This window comes from Rhodococcoides corynebacterioides NBRC 14404, from assembly GCF_001894765.1.
Taxonomy (GTDB): domain Bacteria; phylum Actinomycetota; class Actinomycetes; order Mycobacteriales; family Mycobacteriaceae; genus Rhodococcoides; species Rhodococcoides corynebacterioides.
Genome location: NZ_BCWV01000002.1, coordinates 1 through 17,388 on the forward strand (window position 1 = coordinate 1; position 17,388 = coordinate 17,388).

The window sequence follows — 17,388 nt, forward strand, 5'->3', positions numbered from 1 at the left end:
TGCCACCGTCGGCGCGGCGCTGAGCGGCGTGCTGGCGGCGGGCGGCGACGTCGCGGCGACCATCGGCGGCACCCTGGGTGGTGCGCTCGGCGGCGCTCTCACCGCAGACCTGCAGGCCCAGCTCTCGGCTCTCCTGGCCGGTGGACTGGACCTCGACGCAGCCCTGGGCGCCGTGCTCGGCGCGGCCCCCGGACTGGACCTCGGTGCCGACCTCACGGGCGCACTGACCGGGGCCGTCGGCACCGGCCTCGGACTGATCGGCGGAGTCGAACTGCCCGAGACCGGCCTCGACATCACCGGTGGACTCGCCGGCGCTCTCGGCGCCGGTGGAGCCGCCGCAGCCGGACTCGGCGGCACCCTCGGAGCCGTTCTCGGCGGCACGGTCCTCGGTGACCTCGACGCCGAGGCCCTGCTCGCTGGTGACCTGAGCGGAGCCGTGGCCGGCGCGCTCGGCGGTGCACTCGACGCCGATGCCGCCCTCGTGGGCGACCTCGCCACCGCACTCACCGGGGCTCTCGACGTCGCCGGCGTCGTCGACGCCGCGGGTGGAGTGACCGGTGACCTGTCCACCGCTCTCGGTGCGGCCTTCGGCGTCGGCGGATCCGTCGGCACCGAACTGGGCGGTGCGCTCGGCGCGGTCCTCGGCGCGTCGGGTGCCGTCGACGTCGCCGGCACCCTCGGTGCGGCGCTCGGTGCGGGCGGTCAGCTGACCGGCGCTCTCGACGCGGCCCTGAACGGCGCTCTCGCCGCCGGTGGCGCGATCGACACCGATGGACTGCTCGACGTCACAGCGACCGTCGACAGCAGCCTCGGCACGGTGCTGGGCGGCGGCATCGTCGCCGGTGGCGAGATCGCCGGCGGACTCGGTGCCGGCGTCGTCGGAGCCGCCGACACGCTGGCCGGTGCCGGACTGGACGCGGCCACCGGAGCCACGGCAGGCATCGGTGGAGCACTCGCCTCCGACGGCGCCCTCGGCGCCGGCCTGGGCCTGGGGACGGACCTCGGCCTGGACACCGGCCTCGTCGGTGATCTCGCCGGCACGGTCGACACGACGGGCGCCCTGGGCGGCGTCGTCGACACCGCAGGTGACCTCGGCGGTGCGGCGGACGTCGCCGGCACGGTCGGCGGTGCGGTCGGCGGTGTGCTCGGTGCCGGCGGTGCACTCGGTGGCGCTCTCGGTGGTGCTGTGGACGCCGGTGGCGCTCTCGGCGGCGCGGTCGACACCGCAGGGTCGCTCGGCGGCGCGGTCGACTCCACCGCGGACCTGACCGGTGGCGTCGCGGACACCTGGCAGAACGTCGACGCCGACGACGCGTTCGGCGGCGTCGGTGCCGTCGCCGACACTGCGGGTGACGTGACCGGTGGCCTCACCGGTGGCCTCACCGGCGCGCTGGGTGGCGGCCTCGGCGGCGCTCTCGGCGGTGGCGTCGACGCCGGCCAGGAGGCGGCGATCGACACCACGGCCGACCAGGCCGACGACACCCAGTAGGCCCGACCCGCTCGACCGACGACCCCGCACGCGCTCCCCGCGTGCGGGGTCGTCGCTTACGGTAGGAAAGAAGTGGTGAGACCTCACAGTCTCCTGCCACGTCGTCGCCCACCCACGGCTCGAACGGATCGGTGTCCTCCATGGAGAACTCGCGCGACCGCACGGTGCAGAATGCGCCCGGCGCCGCGGTGCAGGATGCGCCCGGCGCAGCGGTGCAGACCGCGCCCGGCGCAGCGACCCCGGCCCGCGCCGGCGCTCCGACGACCCTCGCGGATCTGCTCACCCGGACCGGCGAGGTCGCGGCCAAGGCCGGCCGACGGGACCTGGTCGACCGAGTGGCGGCCGCGCGCGAGCGGGTCTCCGATCCTCGCCTGCGCATCGTCGTGGTGGGGCCGCTCAAGCAGGGCAAGAGCCAGTTCGTCAATTCCCTTCTCGGCCTCGACGTCTGCTCCGTGGGTGACGACGAGACCACGGCCGTGCCGACGATGGTCGCGCACGGGGACGAGCGTCGGGCCGAGCTCGTCGTCGCGCAGCCCGGTGGTGATCCGGCGCGGATCTCGATCCCGTTCGAGGACATTCATGCCGTCACCCCGTCGGATCCGCGGGCGGAGGGTCGCGACGTCCTGCGCCTCGAGATCACCGTGGCCTCGCCGCTCCTGGCCGACGGACTGGTCATCGTGGACACCCCGGGTGTCGGAGGCCACGGCAACCCGCACGCCAGCGCCACCCTGGGACTCATCTCCTCCGCCGATGCCGTTCTGGTGCTGTCGGATTCGTCGCAGGAGTTCACCGAGCCCGAGGTCGCCTTCCTCCGCCGCGCCGTCGATCTGTGTCCGGCCGTGGCCTGCTTGATCACCAAGACCGATCTCTATCCGCATTGGCGTCGGATCGTCGACGTCGATCGCGACCATCTGGCGCGGGAGGGTGTGGAGGTGCCGCTGCTGCCCGTCTCGTCGCTGCTGCGCTCGCACGCCCTGCGGCTCCAGGATTCGTCCCTGGACGAGGAGTCCGGCTTCCCGGCGCTGTACGAATTCCTGCGGGGAGTCGTCCGTAGTGCGGCCGTCACCACCCGCAAGGCGGTGGCGCTGGACGTCACGTCCGTCGCCGAGCACGTCGCCCTCGCCCTGGGCAGCGAACTCGCCGCGCTGCGCGATCCCGAGTCCGCCGCCGCGGCCGTCGGCGGGTTGCAGCGCGCCCGTGAGTCCGCCGACGAGATGCGGCGGCGCAGCAGTCGCTGGCAGCAGACGCTCGCCGACGGTATCGCCGACCTGGCCTCCGACATCGACCACGATCTGCGGGATCGCCTGCGTCACATCACTCGCGAGGCGGAGGCGGCCGTCGACGAGGGCGATCCGGGGAAGGACTGGCCGCGCATCGGCGAGTGGCTCGAGGAGCAGATCGCCGACGCGGTCGGCGACAATTTCGTGTGGGCGCACGAGCGCTCGATCTTCCTCGCCGAGAACGTCGCTCGGCACTTCGCCGAATCCGGCGAGGGTCAGTTGCCCGCCGGCGACATCGCCGCGCTCGCCGACCTCGACGGAATCATGGAACCGGTGACGTCGCTGTCGGATCTCGAGTCCGGTCGTATGGGCATCACGTCGAAGATGTTGGTGGGCATGCGCGGGTCCTACGGCGGTGTGCTCATGTTCGGCCTGGTGTCCACGATGATGGGGTTCGCCCTGCTCAATCCCGTCTCGCTCGGCGCCGGTGTGTTGCTGGGCAGCAAGGCGTACAAGGACGACAAGGAGCAACGCGTCCTCAAGCGCCGTGCCGACGCCAAGCAGGCCATCCGCAAGTTCACCGACGACGTCGCGTTCCAGGTGGGCAAGGAATCTCGCGACCGGCTGCGCGCCGTGCAGCGCGTGCTGCGCGACCACTTCACCGAGGTCGCGGAGCAGACGTTGCGCTCGGTCGACGACTCGCTCAAGGCCGCTCAGGAGGCCGCGACGATCCAGAGCAGCGAACGTGCCTCCCGCACAGCCGAACTCGAACGTGCGCTCGGCGACGTCGCGACGCTGCGCCGCATCGCCCGCACCCTCGACCCGGCTAATGCCGCACCGGCGGACGGGAAGCGAGGACTGCCCGCGTGAGCGCGACGATCGACCGGGCCCGCTCCCTCGTCGCGGCGGCCCGCGCGGAGTATGCCGGTGTTCCCGAGGCGCGTCGAGCCGTCCAGGACTGCGGGGCACGGCTCGACGAACCGCTGCGGATCGCCCTCGCCGGATCTCTCAAGGCCGGCAAGTCGACACTGCTCAACGCCCTCGTCGGGCAGGACATCGCGCCCACCGACGCCACCGAGTGCACCCGCGTCGTCACCTGGTACCGCCGCGGACTCGCCCCGTCGGTCACCGCCCGGTACGACGGCGACCGGTCCGCCGAGATCCCCGTGGTTCGTCGGAACGGCCGCCTCAGCTTCGACTTCGGCGAGCTCACGGCCGACCGCGTCGACCGCCTCGACGTCGAGTGGCCCGCTCGGGCGTTGGCGCGCAACACCATCGTCGACACCCCGGGCACGTCGTCGCTCTCCCGCGACGTCTCCGAGCGCACCCTCGCGATGCTCACGCCGGACGACGCGGCGTCGGGAGCGGACGCCGTCGTCTACCTGCTTCGGACCCTCAGCGCCGCGGACACCACGTTTCTCGGTCGGATCAACGACGCGGTGGGCGGGGAGTCGGGGCCGCTCGGCGTCATCGGCGTCGTCTCGCGCGCCGACGAGATCGGCGCGGGTCGTATGGACGCGCTGCTGTCGGCGAAGGACGTCGCGGCACGGTTCGCCGGGGAGTTGGAACGCACCGGTCTGTGTCAGGCCGTCGTTCCGGTCGCGGGTCTCCTGGCGCTGGGCGCGCGGACGTTGCGGCAGAGCGAATTCGCCGCGCTGGTGGCGCTGGCGGACGCACCGTCGGAGGATCTCTCGCTCGCGATGCTCTCCGCCGACCGATTCGTCCGGCCGGACATGCCGCTGCCCGTCGACGCCGAGACCCGGGCCGGTCTCGCGGACCGGTTCGGTCTGTTCGGAATCCGGTTGGCCGTCACGCTGATTCGGATGGGCACGCGCGACTCGCCGGCCCTGGCGCGCGAACTCGTCGAGCGCAGCGGCCTGGACGAGCTGCGCCAGGTGCTCGACGCCCAGTTCGGCGACCGCGCCGATCAGTTGAAGGCGCACTCCGCGCTCGTGACCCTCGACCGTATCCTCCACGACCACCCGGCTCCCGGGGCCCAGCAGATCGCCGACGAGGTGCGGCGCACCCTCGCCGATGCGCACGGGTTCCGCGAGTTGCGCCTCATCGGCCGGATGCGAGCGCGCGAGGTTCGACTCCCCGACGATCAGCGCGCCGCGTTGGCACTGGTGATCGGAGCGCAGGGGATGGATGCGGCGACACGGCTCGGGTGCGATTCGGATGCCTCCGAGTCCGAGCTGCGCGCCGCCGCGCTGGCCGCCGTCCGCACGTGGCGTGCGCGTTCGACGCACCCGCTGCTGGATCGGTTCACGGCGTCCGCGTGCGAGGTCGCGGTGCGCAGCGCCGAGGGGATCCTGGCCGGCCTGTCCCGGTAGCGACGGCCGGACCTACGAGGTCCGTCGCCGCTCGCCCGCCCGGAGCCAGCGGCCGATCGCGGGCGTGAACGCGAGCGCCGCACCGATCACGAGCAACGCCGCACCGACGGCCGGCAGGTGGACCCAGGGCCACGCCACGGCGTCGTCGGTGGCGACGACGAACGCCGCGCTGCCCGCCGCGGCGAGTACCGCCGTCGTCACGAGAACGCTGCGCGCAGAGGACCGACGCCCGCGCAGCTGCACGGCGCCGAGTGCTCCCAGCAGGACCACGACGGCCGCGACCGCGCCGGCGACGGTCAGTGTGACGGCGACGGTGTCGGCCGCGTCGGCGACGCTGGTGTCGGGCGCATCCGCCAGCACGACCGCCTGCAGGCGCTCCCGCACGTCGGTCAGGTCGAGGGCGACGGCAGCCGCGGCGGCGAGCAGTACCAGGACACCGACGGCGACGGCCGTCACGGCGGGCCCGACGGCGCGCGGGGGTGTGTCGGGGACGGGGTCGCGGAGGGGGTCGACGCGGATGCGGGGTCGCGGAGGCGGTGAATGCCGATCCGAGCCGTCCGCAGTCATGTGAAGAAGGCTATCCGGTTCGCCATTTCTTGTGCCCGCACCCAACCGTCGACGAGCACGCGCCATGACCCGACACGGAAATCGTGATCTTCGCCGGACGGATGCCGGGGATGTGCCTGGCGTCACGTAGTTTCTCGGATGCAACGGTTCGGTCGGGGCGCGTCGTCGCCCCCGGGGTGGATGGGATGTGGACGCGTGCGCGCTGTGAAACTTGCGGGGGTGGGGCTCGCCCTGAGCCTGGGCATGGTCGGGCTGGGAGTGCCGACGGCCGTCGCCGAGCCGCCCGGCCCCGCTGCCGGCTTCTACACCCCGCCGAACCCGCTGCCCGCGGGCAACGACGGTGACCTGATCCGCACGGGCCCCTCGAACCTCGCGCTGTCGCTCCCGCTGCCCAACGGCCCGATTCCGGGCACGGCCACGCGCGTGATGTACCGCAGCCAGGACGCGAACGACCAGCCCAACGCGGTCACCGGCACCTACATCGACCCGTCCGCGCCCTGGACCGGGCCGGGCCCGCGCCCGCTGGTGGTCATCGCGCCGGGCACGCACGGCCAGGGTGATCAGTGCGCCCCGTCGCACCAGCTGAACAACGTGCTGACCTACCAGCCCATCCTCGGGCTGATGGTCGAGTACGAGTTGATCTCCACCTACGCGCTGCTGTCCAAGGGCTACGGCGTCATGATCACCGACTACGACGGCCTGGGTACGCCGGGGACGCACACCTACGTCAACCGTGCCGCCGAGGCGCACGCGGTGCTCGACGCGGCGCGCGCGGCACTGAAACTGCAGGGCGTGAAGGTGGGCCCGGACTCGCCCGTGGGCCTGTGGGGCTACTCCCAGGGCGGCGGCGCCGTCGCGGCCGCCGTCGAACTCGCACCCGAGTACGCGCCGGACCTGAAGCTGGCGGGTACCTACGCCGGCGCCCCGGTGGCCGATCTCGCCGCCACGCTGTCGCAGGTGGACGGCACGTTCCTCACCGGCGTCATCGCGTACACGGTCAACGGCCTCAAGCGCACCAATCCGGAGCTGATCCCGATCATCGACGCGTCCACCAACGACAACGGCAAGGCCGTGCTGGCGGCGGCGGAGAACCAGTGCATCGTCGAGTCGGCGCTGACCATCGGCTTCCACCGCACCAACGAGTGGATCGCCACCGGCCAGTCCCTCTCGGACTACCTGAAGAACATTCCCGAGGCGCAGGAGGTGTTGGCGGAGAACCGCGTCGGCAACCGCACGCCGACCTCGCCGGTCTACGTCGACACCAGCACCGGCGACGACATCGTGCCCTACGGCCAGGCCGAGCAGCTCTCCCGTGAATGGTGCGGCCGCGGCGCGAACGTCACGCTGAACACCCAGCGTCTGCCGTTCATCCTGCCGGGTCTCGCCCTGAGCCATGTGCTGCCGGACTTCATCGGCCTCACCGGCGGACTGAACTGGCTCGACGCCCGGTTCCGCGGCCAGCCCACGGCGGGCACCTGCGCCTGACGCCACCCGCTCCGACGACGCGCCTCGATCACATCCGATCGAGGCGCGTCGTCGCGTTCCGGACCCGGGCGTCGGCGGCGTCCCGTGCTGCCGTCGCCTCGTCGACGTCGTGGTCCCGCGCGGCGGCGCCGTCCTCGGCCTGCGCGAGGGCGGCGCGGAGCCGCTCGACCTCGGCGCGGGCGTCGTCGCGGCGGTCGGTCGCCTCGGCCAGCGTGGACTCGGCGTCACTCAACGCTGCGCGGGCGTCGTCCAGCTCCGCCTCCGCGTGACGACGGGAATCCTCCCGTTCCTTCTCCGCGGCGGCCTTGTCCTCGGCGGCCTCGTCCGCCGCGTCGTCGTCGGGTATTTCCGGTGCGTCGGGGACGGCGACCAACCCGAGCGGGCCGAATCCGCTGTACTCCACCGCCCCCAGCAGGCGACCGGCGCGCACCTCGTCCGCCACGGCCGGGTCCGCGAGCGCTGCGCCGAGCGACGACGCCACCTCGCGTGTGACGTCGTCACCCACCTCGTGGCCACGGTCGGCGGCGATCTCGCCGGCCCGGGCGGCCAGGGCACGGACGGCCCGCTGGCGTTGCTTGGTGAGGGTGCGCAGGGTCGCGCCCGACAGGTGTTGCTGCGCTTCTCGGAGCGCCTCGCCGAGGTCGAACAGATCGCCGACCTCGTCCTCCGCGTCGCGCACCAGGACGTTGAGCACCCAGCCGACCGTCGTCGGCTTGCGCAGCGCGCCGATCTCCTTGGCCAGGGCCTTGTCCCCGTCGGCCCTGGCCTGCTTCTGCCGCTCGGTGCGGACCCGGACGAAGTCCGCGGGGTCCAGCCCGTAAAGCTCGTCGGCGACGTCGTCGAGGGTCATGGGTTCAGTGTCGCGCGGATTCGCCGCCGCACGGAACGGACTCGGAATCGTGAAGTCCCGGCCCCGGAATGCGGGGCCGGAAGTACACGATTCACGACAGCGAGTGGCGCACCAGCATGGCGGCCAGGACCGCGCGCTCGCCGCCTCGCGCCCGGTCGCCGAGTTCCGCCGGGTCCGTGGGCAGTCCCAGGTCCGTCGCCGCGGCCAATGCCTTGTCGTCGAAGTACGGGCCGACCCACGGCCAGACGTCCTGCACCTCGCGCAGGAAGATGGTCGCGCCCGTCGGTCCGATGCCGTCGAACTCCTGCAGCAGCCGGGACGCCGCCTCGACGTCCCCGTCCGCGCGCTCCGCCAACCGGCGCAGGTCGCCGTGGTAGTCGCTGCGCACCTTCTCGGCGGTCTCGCCGAGGCGGGTGGCCGTCGACTCGTCGTACCGCGTGTAGCGGCCGCGGCCGAGCGCGTCGACCCGGTCCTGCCACGACGACGCGGCCATCTTCTCCGGCGTGCGGTACCCGGCGGAGAACAGCTCCCGGGCCGCGGCGACGGCGATGTCCGCGGAGATGCGCGCGCTGAGCAGCTGGGTCAGCACCAGGAGCTCGAACAGCGGCGAGGGTGTGTCCTTCAGCGAGATGCCGGCCTCGTCGGCGTAGGTGCGGCCGTGCTCGTCCAGGAGGGTGTCCAGGGTGGTCATGTACTTCGGCTACCCGGTTCAGGCGATGCGAACGCCCCGCGGGAGCCGGCCGGCGGGGACCCGGAGTCGACGCGCGGCCGCCGTGAGCCCCAGTGCGCCGAACGCGGCGTTCATCGCGAGCCCGACGTACCAGCTGTCGCCGACCGAGGCGGTCTCGTGGGCGCGCTGCTCGGCGTATGGGGAGGCGAGGCGGCTCGAGTCGGTGGAGTACCGCGCGCCAGTGGACTCGTCCGCGCACGTGGAATCGGTGATCCACGGGCCGGTCCGCGCGTCCGACAGCGCGTCGGCTGCCGAGGACGCGAGGGTGGGCGGGCGCGTGTCGCGGTACGACCAGGCGTTCGGATTGTCGTGCGCGGCCACCACGTCGGGGATCAGGAGGAACGGGTGGGGTGCGAGCAGCCACCAGATGCGTTCGGTGTGGGCGAAGGACTGGGTGACCTCGACGTCTCGGCACGTCGGGAGCGCGTCGGCCGGCGCGGCGGGGTCGTAGACGTACTCCGCGCGGACGACGCGGTGGTCCTGCGAGACGGGCTGCAGCAGCAGGCCGAAGACGGCGGGCAGGCCCAGCAGGACCGTGAACACCGCGGCCTGCGTCAGGACTGCCGAGCCCGCGGGACGCGCGGTCAGCGCCGAGAAGCCCAGCCCCACACCGCACCAGCACAGGAACACCAGACACAGCACCACGACACCGAGCAGTCCGGGGCCGACGCCGTAGGGGGCGGACACGATGCCCCACACCAGATACGGTGACGCCACCGCGACGAGGGCCAGGCAGGACGCCCAGCCACCGAGCAGCTTGCCGACGGCGATCTGCCACGCGCTCACCGGCGTTGCCTGGACGACCGCGAGGACCGCGTCCTTGCGGTCCCCGTTGATCGACGTGGCCGTCAGGGTCGGGGCGAGCACCAGTCCGACGAACACCACGATCGCCCCGACGATGACGTAGAGGTTCTGAGCCCAGTCCGCGTAGTCGGCCGAGCCGGCGCCCACCATCACGTACAGCGAGCCGAGGACCACCAGCGACACGACGGCGAAAGCCGCTGCAGCACTGACCTTCCACCGCGTGGTGCGCAATCGCTGCCGCAGATCGAGCTGCACCAGCACGAGGACGCCGGACCACCACCGCGCGGCCCGCTCCCGTCGCGCGCTCACGTGCGGTCCGCCTCGAGCGCGAGGTAGGCGTCCTCGAGTTCCGTGTCCACCCTGGCGAATTCGGCGATACGACGTCCGGCGCTCACCTGGTCCGCGAGGTGCGCGGCTGCGGCCTCCTCGTCGGGGAAGTCGAGGACGTCGGCGCCCGATTCGGGACTGCCGACCTCGCGCATCCGCCACCGATGCCCGACGCGCCGCTCCCGCTCGTGCGTGCGCCCGGCGGTCACGAAGACGACGTCGTCGACGGAGGCGGACAGCTCGGACAGCACGTGCGAGGAGACCAGCACCGCGCAGCCGTCGTCGGCGAGGGAGCGGAGGGTGTCCCGCAGGTCGACCCGTGAGCGGGGATCCATGCCGGAGGCGGGCTCGTCGAGCAGGAGTACCCGCGGCCGGTGGACGAGTGCGCGCGCGAAACCGAGGCGCTGTTTCTGCCCGCGCGAGAGTTCGTGGGCGGAGCGGAAGGCGAAGTCCTCGAGGTGGACGGTGCGCAGCAGGTCGGCGGCGCGGTCCCGGGCGGCCGACCGCGACAGGCCGTGCAGTCGGCCGAACGTCTCCAGGATCTCCAGGGCGGTGAGGCTGTCCCAGGTGCCGAACACGTCCGGCATCCACCCGACGCTCGACCGCAACCGGGTGGAGTCGGCGGGCTCGTCGTCGAGGGTGAGGGTGCCGGAATCGGGCGCCAGCAGGCCGGCGAGCAGGAGCAGCAGGGTGGTCTTGCCGGCGCCGTTGGGTCCGACGAGGCCGGTGATGCGGCCGGGTCGGAGGGTGACGTCGGCGTGCGTGACGGCCGGGTGCCGACCGAAGGACCGCGTCAGGGCGCGGGCGGTCAGGGACATGGGGCGGACCCTAACCGCTCTAGGTGGCGGACGGGCGTGCCCGGCTGCACACAGGTCGGCCGGATCGCCGGGATCCCGTCGATACGGCCGGGTTGTGTGCCACCACGCAGGTCCGGAACCCCGTGACGGGGTACGGGAACAAAGTCCACCCGGCGCCCGTTGAGCCGTACGACTGCCATTGAGCGTGGTCCACTCAAGGAGAACTTGACGGGTACGGAATCCGACAGGCAAACTTGAGCGCAGTTCGCTCAGGCAGGCAGCTTGTCGAATCACCCGAGCATCTATCAGGAGGTTTCTCACATGGCTCGTGCGGTCGGAATCGACCTCGGGACCACCAACTCGGTCGTGTCCGTCCTGGAGGGCGGCGAACCGGTCGTGGTGGCCAACTCCGAGGGTGCACGTACCACCCCGTCCATCGTCGCCTTCGCCAAGAACGGCGAGGTGCTGGTCGGCCAGTCCGCGAAGAACCAGGCCGTCACCAACGTCGACCGCACCATCAGGTCGGTCAAGCGCCACATCGGCACCGACTGGACCGTCGCCATCGACGACAAGAAGTACACCTCGCAGGAGATCTCGGCGCGCACGCTGATGAAGCTGAAGCGCGACGCGGAGGCCTACCTGGGCGAGGACATCACCGACGCCGTCATCACCGTCCCCGCGTACTTCGAGGACGCCCAGCGTCAGGCCACCAAGGAAGCCGGTCAGATCGCCGGCCTCAACGTCCTGCGCATCGTCAACGAGCCCACCGCCGCCGCACTGGCGTACGGCCTGGACAAGGGCGAGAAGGAACAGACCATCCTGGTGTTCGACCTCGGCGGCGGCACGTTCGACGTGTCCCTCCTCGAGATCGGCGACGGTGTGGTCGAGGTCCGCGCGACCTCCGGTGACAACCACCTCGGTGGTGACGACTGGGATCAGCGCATCGTCGACTGGCTCGTGGAGAAGTTCAAGAGCCAGAACGGCATCGACCTGACCAAGGACAAGATGGCGCTGCAGCGTCTTCGCGAGGCCGCGGAGAAAGCGAAGATCGAGCTGTCGTCCAGCCAGAGCACCTCGATCAACCTGCCGTACATCACCGTCGACGCGGACAAGAACCCGCTGTTCCTCGACGAGCAGCTGTCCCGCTCGGAGTTCCAGCGCATCACCTCCGACCTGCTCGACCGCACCCGCGCGCCGTTCCAGGCCGTGGTCAAGGACTCGGGCATCGCGGTCAAGGACATCGACCACGTCGTGCTCGTCGGTGGCTCCACCCGCATGCCGGCCGTGTCCGAGCTGGTCAAGGAGCTCTCGGGCGGCCGCGAGCCGAACAAGGGCGTGAACCCGGACGAGGTCGTCGCCGTCGGCGCCGCCCTGCAGGCCGGTGTGCTCAAGGGTGAGGTCAAGGACGTCCTGCTGCTCGACGTCACCCCGCTGTCCCTCGGCATCGAGACCAAGGGCGGCGTGATGACCAAGCTCATCGAGCGCAACACCACCATTCCGACCAAGCGCTCGGAGACCTTCACCACGGCGGACGACAACCAGCCGTCGGTGCAGATCCAGGTGTTCCAGGGTGAGCGCGAGATCGCTTCGCACAACAAGCTTCTCGGCTCGTTCGAGTTGACGGAGCTGCCCCCGGCCCCGCGTGGCGTGCCGCAGATCGAGGTCACCTTCGACATCGACGCCAACGGCATCGTCCACGTGACCGCCAAGGACAAGGGCACCGGCAAGGAGAACACGATCAAGATCCAGGAGGGCTCCGGCCTCTCCAAGGAGGAGATCGATCGCATGGTGAAGGACGCCGAGGCGCACGCCGAGGAGGACCGGACCCGTCGCGAGGAGGCCGAGACCCGCAACCAGGCCGAGTCGCTCGTCTACCAGACGGAGAAGTTCGTCAAGGACAACGAGGACAAGGTTCCGGCGGAGACCAAGGAGAAGGTCGAGGCGGCCATCACCGAGGCGCGCACGGCTCTGTCCGGCACCGACCTCGCGGCCATCAAGGCCGCCGTGGAGAAGCTGAGCACCGAGTCGCAGGCTCTGGGTCAGGCGCTCTACGAGTCCGCCGCGGCGGACGGTGCGGCAGGTGCGGAAGGTGCTCCGACCGACGGTCGTGAGGACGTCGTCGACGCCGAGGTCGTCGACGAGCCGAACGACGCCGACAAGAAGTGAGTGGAGAGAAGATGGGTGCGGACGACACCGACCAGGTGAACGACCCCGCCGTCGATCCCGCCGCCGAGGAGACCTTCGCGGGTCCCTCGGCGGGGGAGCCCTCCGCGGCGGACGACGGTGCCGCCGCCGACGAGGCTGCCGATGCCCCTGCCGCCGAGCAGGATCGGGAACCGGAGAAGGACGAGCTCGCCGAGCGCACTGCGGATCTGCAGCGGCTGTCGGCCGAGTTCGCCAACTACCGGCGCCGGGTCGCCCGGGACAAGCAGACCGACATCGAGAACGCCAAGGCGTCCGTGTTGTCGGAACTGTTGCCGGTGCTCGACGATCTCGATCGCGCACGTCAGCACGGTGACCTCGAGTCGGGACCGCTGAAGTCGGTGGCGGACAAGCTCGAAGGCGTGTTCACGGCTCAGGGCGTCTCGTCCTTCGGCGCCGAGGGCGACGCGTTCGATCCCGCGGTCCACGAGGCCGTTCAGCACGAGGGCGACGGCAGCAACCCGGTGATCGGCAGCGTGTTCCGCAAGGGATACACGGCCGGGGAGCGAGTGCTGCGGACGGCCATGGTGGCCGTCGTGGACGGCCCGACCGGCACCGAATCGGCCACCGACGGCCCGGATTCGGCCTAGGTTCACGACGAGCCGCATGATCGACACGAGAGGAGGAGACGACCGGTGAGCCAGCGGGAGTGGATCGAGAAGGACTTCTACAAGGAGCTGGGCGTCTCCTCCTCCGCGTCGCAGGACGAGATCAAGAAGGCGTACCGCAAGCTGGCGCGGGACAACCATCCGGATTCCAATCCGGGCAACGCGACCGCCGAGGCCAAGTTCAAGGCCGTCAGCGAGGCCAACGCGGTGCTGTCGGACCCGGCCAAGCGCAAGGAGTACGACGAGGCCCGATCCCTGTTCGCCAGTGGCGGTTTCGGCCGGGGCGGGTTCTCGCCGGGCGGCGGGACCAACTTCGGCGGCGGATCGGCGGGCGGTTTCGACGTCGGTGACCTGTTCGGCGGCGGCGCCGGGGGAGCCGATCTCGGCGACATCTTCGGCGGCCTGTTCAACCGCGGCGGCCAGACGCGTACGTCGTCGGCGTCGCGGCCCCGCAAGGGCAGCGATCTGACCGCCGACGTCACCCTGAGTTTCCGCGATGCGGCGACGGGCACGTCGGTACCGCTGTCGATCACCAGCCCGTCGTCGTGCACGACGTGCCACGGCAGCGGAGCGAAACCGGGTACCAGCCCGCGGGTCTGCCCGCGGTGCAACGGATCCGGTGTCGTCAGCCGCAACCAGGGCGCATTCGGCTTCAGTGAGCCGTGCGACGACTGCCGCGGGACCGGCTCGATCATCGACGACCCGTGTGGCGACTGCCGGGGGACCGGCGTGCAGAACCGCACCCGCTCGGTCACGGTGCGGGTTCCGGCCGGTGTGGCGGACGGCCAGCGGGTTCGCGTGGCCGGCCGCGGCGAGGCCGGTCTCCGGGGCGCGGCGGCCGGCGATCTCCTGGTCACCGTGCACGTGACGCCGGACCGCGTGTTCGGTCGGAGCGGAGACGATCTGACATTGGTGATCCCGGTGTCCTACAGCGAGTTGGTGCTCGGCACCACCCTGTCGGTCCCGACGCTCGACGCTCGGGTGGGGCTCAAGGTGCCGCCCGGAACCGCGGACGGCCGGACCTTCCGGGTGAAGGGTCGCGGGATCGCGAAGAAGACGACCACCGGTGACCTGCTGGTCACGGTGAAGGTGGCGGTGCCGTCCGACCTGGACGATGCTGCCCGAGAAGCATTGGAGCAGTACGCCGAGGCCGAGCGGGCGGGCGGATTCGATCCCCGTGCGGGCTGGCCCGGCGCCTGACCGCGGGCAGGGCCCGGAGCGCGTACCGAGAGACGAGAGGGGCGAGGGTGATGGCGAACGACGCGAGCGAGAGCCGCGCTGCTCGGGGGGTGCGCGCCGGTGGCAACCCGGCCGATGCGGCTGCTGACCCCGACGCCCGCATCTTCGTCATCTCGGTCGCCGCGGAACTGGCCGGGATGCACGCACAGACGCTGCGTACGTACGACCGGCTCGGCCTGGTGACGCCGCACCGCACCACCGGCGGCGGGCGTCGATACTCGCCGCGTGACGTGGCGCTGTTGCGCGAGGTGCAGCGCCTCTCGCAGGACGAGGGGGTCAACCTCGCCGGGATCAAGCGCATCATCGAGCTGACCAATCAGGTCGAGGCGTTGCAGTCACGGATCAGCGAGATGGCGGCCGAGTTGGCGCAACTGCACGCGGGCATGCGTCGGGATCTCGTTCCGGTGCAACGGAGCAACGCGCTCGTCGTGTGGCAGCCGCGTCAACGCAAGCAGCAGTGACACCGAGCAGCGTGAACGTTCAGCCCCGTCGGATGTTCTCCGGCGGGGTTCCCGTCGTCTCCAGCGCCCGCACCGTGAACGACGCCATCGCGGGCGATCCGCACACCAGGACCCGTTGGTCGAGGTAGGGGCCCCGCCGTGCGGCGGCTTCTCCCACCCGGCCCGGGAGGAGGCGATCCGGGCCGTACGTGGCGTCGGGCATCGCCAGCAGGCGGTTCTGCTCCGCGGCGTCGAACCACGGATCCCGGTGGGGCGGGTCCGCGGGCCGTTCGGTCACGGGAAGCACCGTCAGCCAGGGATACTCGCGGGCCATGAGCCACACCATGTCCGCGGCGTAGAGGTCGCGCGGCGAGCGGCCGCCCATGAAGAGACGGACCCGCGGCGGCGTGCGGCGACGCGCGACGTCCCGCAGGATCGCCAGCATCGGAGCCAATCCCGTTCCCCCGGCGATCATCACGACGTCGTCGTCGGACGGGTCGATCCGCAGGTCGCCGGCGGGGGAGGCGAGAGTCCACACGTCGCCCTCGCGCGTGTCGTCCACGATGGTGCCGCTGACCCAACCGCCGGGGACGGCGCGCACGTGGAATTCGTACTTGCCGTCGCGGGACGGCGGCATCGCGGGTGAGTACCGCCGGGCACCGCGCGGTGCAGCGGGCACCGTGACGGCGAGCGACTGTCCCGGCTCGAAGGGGACGAGGTCCCCCACGAGGCGGACCACCACCAGATCCTCACGGAGCCGGTAGGTCTGGACCACCTGCGCGGTCGCCGCCCCCGGGACGTCGACGGGGGACACCATCAGACGGTGGCCTGGCCGATCTCCCGATTGGAGACCAGCTGGGTCGGAGCGGTGTCCTCGCCGGTGCGGTCGAGAGCGGCGAGGAACGAGCGGGCCCACCGATCGACGTCGTGCGCGAGGACCTGCCGACGCATCGCCCGCATGTGCCGGCGGCCGTCCTCCGCGTCCTGCTCGATGGCGGCCATCATGGCGTCGGCCACGTTGTCCAGATCGTGCGGGTTGCACTGGTATGCCTGGCGCAGTTCCGCTGCGGCGCCGGTGAACTCGCTCAGCACCAGCGCTCCGCCGAGGTCGCTGCGGCAGGCGACGTACTCCTTGGCCACCAGGTTCATGCCGTCCCGGATCGGCGTCACCAGCATCACGTCGGCGGCGACGTAGTAGGCGATGAGTTCCTCGCGAGGGATCGGCCGGTGGAGATAGTGCACCACGGGGTGTCCGACGCGGCCGAACTCGCCGTTGATGCGGCCGACCTTGCTCTCGATCTCCCCGCGCATGTGCCGGTAGCTCTCCACCCGCTCACGGCTGGGGGTGGCCACCTGGATCATGACGACGTCCTCGGGATCGACCTTCTCGGAGAGCAGCAGTTCGTGGAACGCGCCCAGCCGGACGTCGATGCCCTTGGTGTAGTCGAGGCGGTCGACGCCGAGCATGATGACCTTCGGATCGCCCAGTTCGGTGCGGATCTCGCGGGCGCGGTCGCGAATCGACTTGCGCTTGCTCTTCTCGTCCATCTCCCCGGAATCGATGGAGATGGGGAAGGCGCCGACGCGGACGGTGCGGAACCCCACCTGGACCACGCCGAGCTTGGACCGGACGCCGATGTTGCCGCGGGAGGTCGGTTGGCCGGCGAGGCGACGGGAGAGATAGAGGAAGTTCTGCGCGCCGCCGGGGAGGTGGAAGCCGATGAGGTCGGCGCCGAGCAGTCCCTCGACGATCTCGGTGCGCCACGGCATCTGCATGAACAGCTCGACCGGCGGGAACGGGATGTGCAGGAAGAAGCCGATGGTGAGGTCGGGGCGGAGCATGCGCAGCATCTTCGGCACGAGCTGCAGCTGGTAGTCCTGGATCCAGACGGTGGCGTTCTGGGCGGCGGCCGTGCTGGTGGCCTCGGCGAAGCGACGATTGACCTCGACGTACGCCTCCCACCAGGTGCGGTCGTACACCGGCCGCACGATCACGTCGTGATAGAGCGGCCAGAGCGTCGCGTTGGAGAATCCCTCGTAGTAGTCGGCGACCTCGCGCTCGGACAGCGGGACGGGAACCAGTTCGAGGCCGTCGTCCTCGAACGGCTCGACCTCGACGTCGGGCACCCCGGGCCAGCCGACCCACGCGCCGTTGTTGCTGCGCAGGATCGGCTCGAGCGCGGTGACCAGCCCGCCGGGGCTGCGCTTCCACCGCCGGGACCCGTCCGGTGCGGTGTCGAGATCGACCGGCAAGCGGTTGGCGACGACGACGAAATCCGAACCTTCTGCGGTCACTG

At 71.4% G+C, this 17,388-nt stretch carries 14 protein-coding genes and 1 pseudogene; 8 read left to right on the top strand and 7 right to left on the bottom strand.

Annotation, left to right across the window (positions count from 1 at the left end; genetic code table 11):
- The 3 genes and pseudogenes from RC2_RS18805 to RC2_RS01305 all read left to right on the top strand — a co-directional run.
- Positions 1 to 1,489: pseudogene (locus RC2_RS18805) on the top strand (IniB N-terminal domain-containing protein); the annotation flags it as partial.
- 212 nt (positions 1,490 to 1,701) lie between these two features.
- On the top strand, positions 1,702 to 3,579 hold the full coding sequence (locus RC2_RS01300) for a dynamin family protein (RefSeq protein WP_068151628.1): 1,878 nt from the start codon (positions 1,702 to 1,704) through the stop codon (positions 3,577 to 3,579).
- The gene (locus RC2_RS01305; protein WP_072680948.1) at positions 3,576 to 5,042 is read left to right on the top strand and encodes a dynamin family protein; all 1,467 of its coding nucleotides are present in this window, start codon (positions 3,576 to 3,578) and stop codon (positions 5,040 to 5,042) included. Before RC2_RS01300 ends, RC2_RS01305 begins: the two co-directional genes overlap by 4 nt.
- A gap of 12 nt (positions 5,043 to 5,054) precedes the next feature.
- On the opposite strand, the gene RC2_RS01310 is transcribed toward RC2_RS01305, so the two are convergent.
- Positions 5,055 to 5,609, bottom strand: a complete 555-nt coding sequence (locus RC2_RS01310) for a hypothetical protein (RefSeq protein ID WP_139277237.1) — start codon at positions 5,607 to 5,609, stop codon at positions 5,055 to 5,057.
- A 180-nt stretch (positions 5,610 to 5,789) separates the two neighbouring features.
- Here RC2_RS01310 and RC2_RS01315 point away from each other — a divergent pair, with 180 nt between their 5' ends.
- Positions 5,790 to 7,094: a lipase family protein gene (locus RC2_RS01315; RefSeq protein WP_072680953.1), complete on the top strand. Its 1,305-nt coding sequence runs from the start codon at positions 5,790 to 5,792 to the stop codon at positions 7,092 to 7,094.
- Between the two features lie 28 nt (positions 7,095 to 7,122).
- Here the strand turns inward: RC2_RS01315 and RC2_RS01320 are convergent, their stop codons facing one another.
- The 4 genes from RC2_RS01320 to RC2_RS01335 all read right to left on the bottom strand — a co-directional run bounded on the left by RC2_RS01320 (position 7,123) and on the right by RC2_RS01335 (position 10,623).
- On the bottom strand, positions 7,123 to 7,944 hold the full coding sequence (locus tag RC2_RS01320; RefSeq protein WP_068151735.1) for a hypothetical protein: 822 nt from the start codon (positions 7,942 to 7,944) through the stop codon (positions 7,123 to 7,125).
- A gap of 91 nt (positions 7,945 to 8,035) precedes the next feature.
- Positions 8,036 to 8,635, bottom strand: coding sequence for an endonuclease (locus RC2_RS01325; RefSeq protein ID WP_068151736.1), 600 nt, complete (start codon positions 8,633 to 8,635; stop codon positions 8,036 to 8,038).
- Positions 8,636 to 8,653: 18 nt separating this feature from the next.
- Positions 8,654 to 9,787, bottom strand: a complete 1,134-nt coding sequence (locus tag RC2_RS01330; protein WP_068151737.1) for an ABC transporter permease — start codon at positions 9,785 to 9,787, stop codon at positions 8,654 to 8,656.
- Positions 9,784 to 10,623, bottom strand: coding sequence for an ABC transporter ATP-binding protein (locus RC2_RS01335; RefSeq protein WP_068151739.1), 840 nt, complete (start codon positions 10,621 to 10,623; stop codon positions 9,784 to 9,786). The genes RC2_RS01330 and RC2_RS01335 overlap by 4 nt, the downstream gene beginning before the upstream one ends.
- Positions 10,624 to 10,923: 300 nt before the next feature.
- Between RC2_RS01335 and dnaK the strand changes: the two genes are divergently transcribed.
- Genes dnaK through RC2_RS01355 form a run of 4 tightly spaced genes read left to right on the top strand, consistent with a single transcriptional unit; the run spans position 10,924 to position 15,112 of the window.
- Positions 10,924 to 12,768, top strand: coding sequence for a molecular chaperone DnaK (gene dnaK / locus RC2_RS01340; protein WP_068151744.1), 1,845 nt, complete (start codon positions 10,924 to 10,926; stop codon positions 12,766 to 12,768).
- A gap of 11 nt (positions 12,769 to 12,779) precedes the next feature.
- Positions 12,780 to 13,394 (top strand): nucleotide exchange factor GrpE, encoded by a 615-nt coding sequence (gene grpE, locus RC2_RS01345; protein WP_068151777.1) that lies wholly within the window; start codon positions 12,780 to 12,782, stop codon positions 13,392 to 13,394.
- 45 nt (positions 13,395 to 13,439) lie between these two features.
- Positions 13,440 to 14,612, top strand: coding sequence for a molecular chaperone DnaJ (gene dnaJ, locus RC2_RS01350; RefSeq protein ID WP_068151745.1), 1,173 nt, complete (start codon positions 13,440 to 13,442; stop codon positions 14,610 to 14,612).
- A gap of 50 nt (positions 14,613 to 14,662) precedes the next feature.
- Positions 14,663 to 15,112 (top strand): heat shock protein transcriptional repressor HspR, encoded by a 450-nt coding sequence (locus RC2_RS01355; protein WP_068151747.1) that lies wholly within the window; start codon positions 14,663 to 14,665, stop codon positions 15,110 to 15,112.
- Positions 15,113 to 15,131: 19 nt separating this feature from the next.
- Here RC2_RS01355 and RC2_RS01360 read toward each other — a convergent pair whose 3' ends face one another.
- Positions 15,132 to 15,908, bottom strand: a complete 777-nt coding sequence (locus tag RC2_RS01360) for an FAD-binding oxidoreductase (protein ID WP_068151750.1) — start codon at positions 15,906 to 15,908, stop codon at positions 15,132 to 15,134.
- Positions 15,908 to 17,386, bottom strand: coding sequence for an alpha,alpha-trehalose-phosphate synthase (UDP-forming) (locus RC2_RS01365; protein WP_068151753.1), 1,479 nt, complete (start codon positions 17,384 to 17,386; stop codon positions 15,908 to 15,910). The genes RC2_RS01360 and RC2_RS01365 overlap by 1 nt, the downstream gene beginning before the upstream one ends.
- Positions 17,387 to 17,388 lie beyond the last annotated feature (2 nt).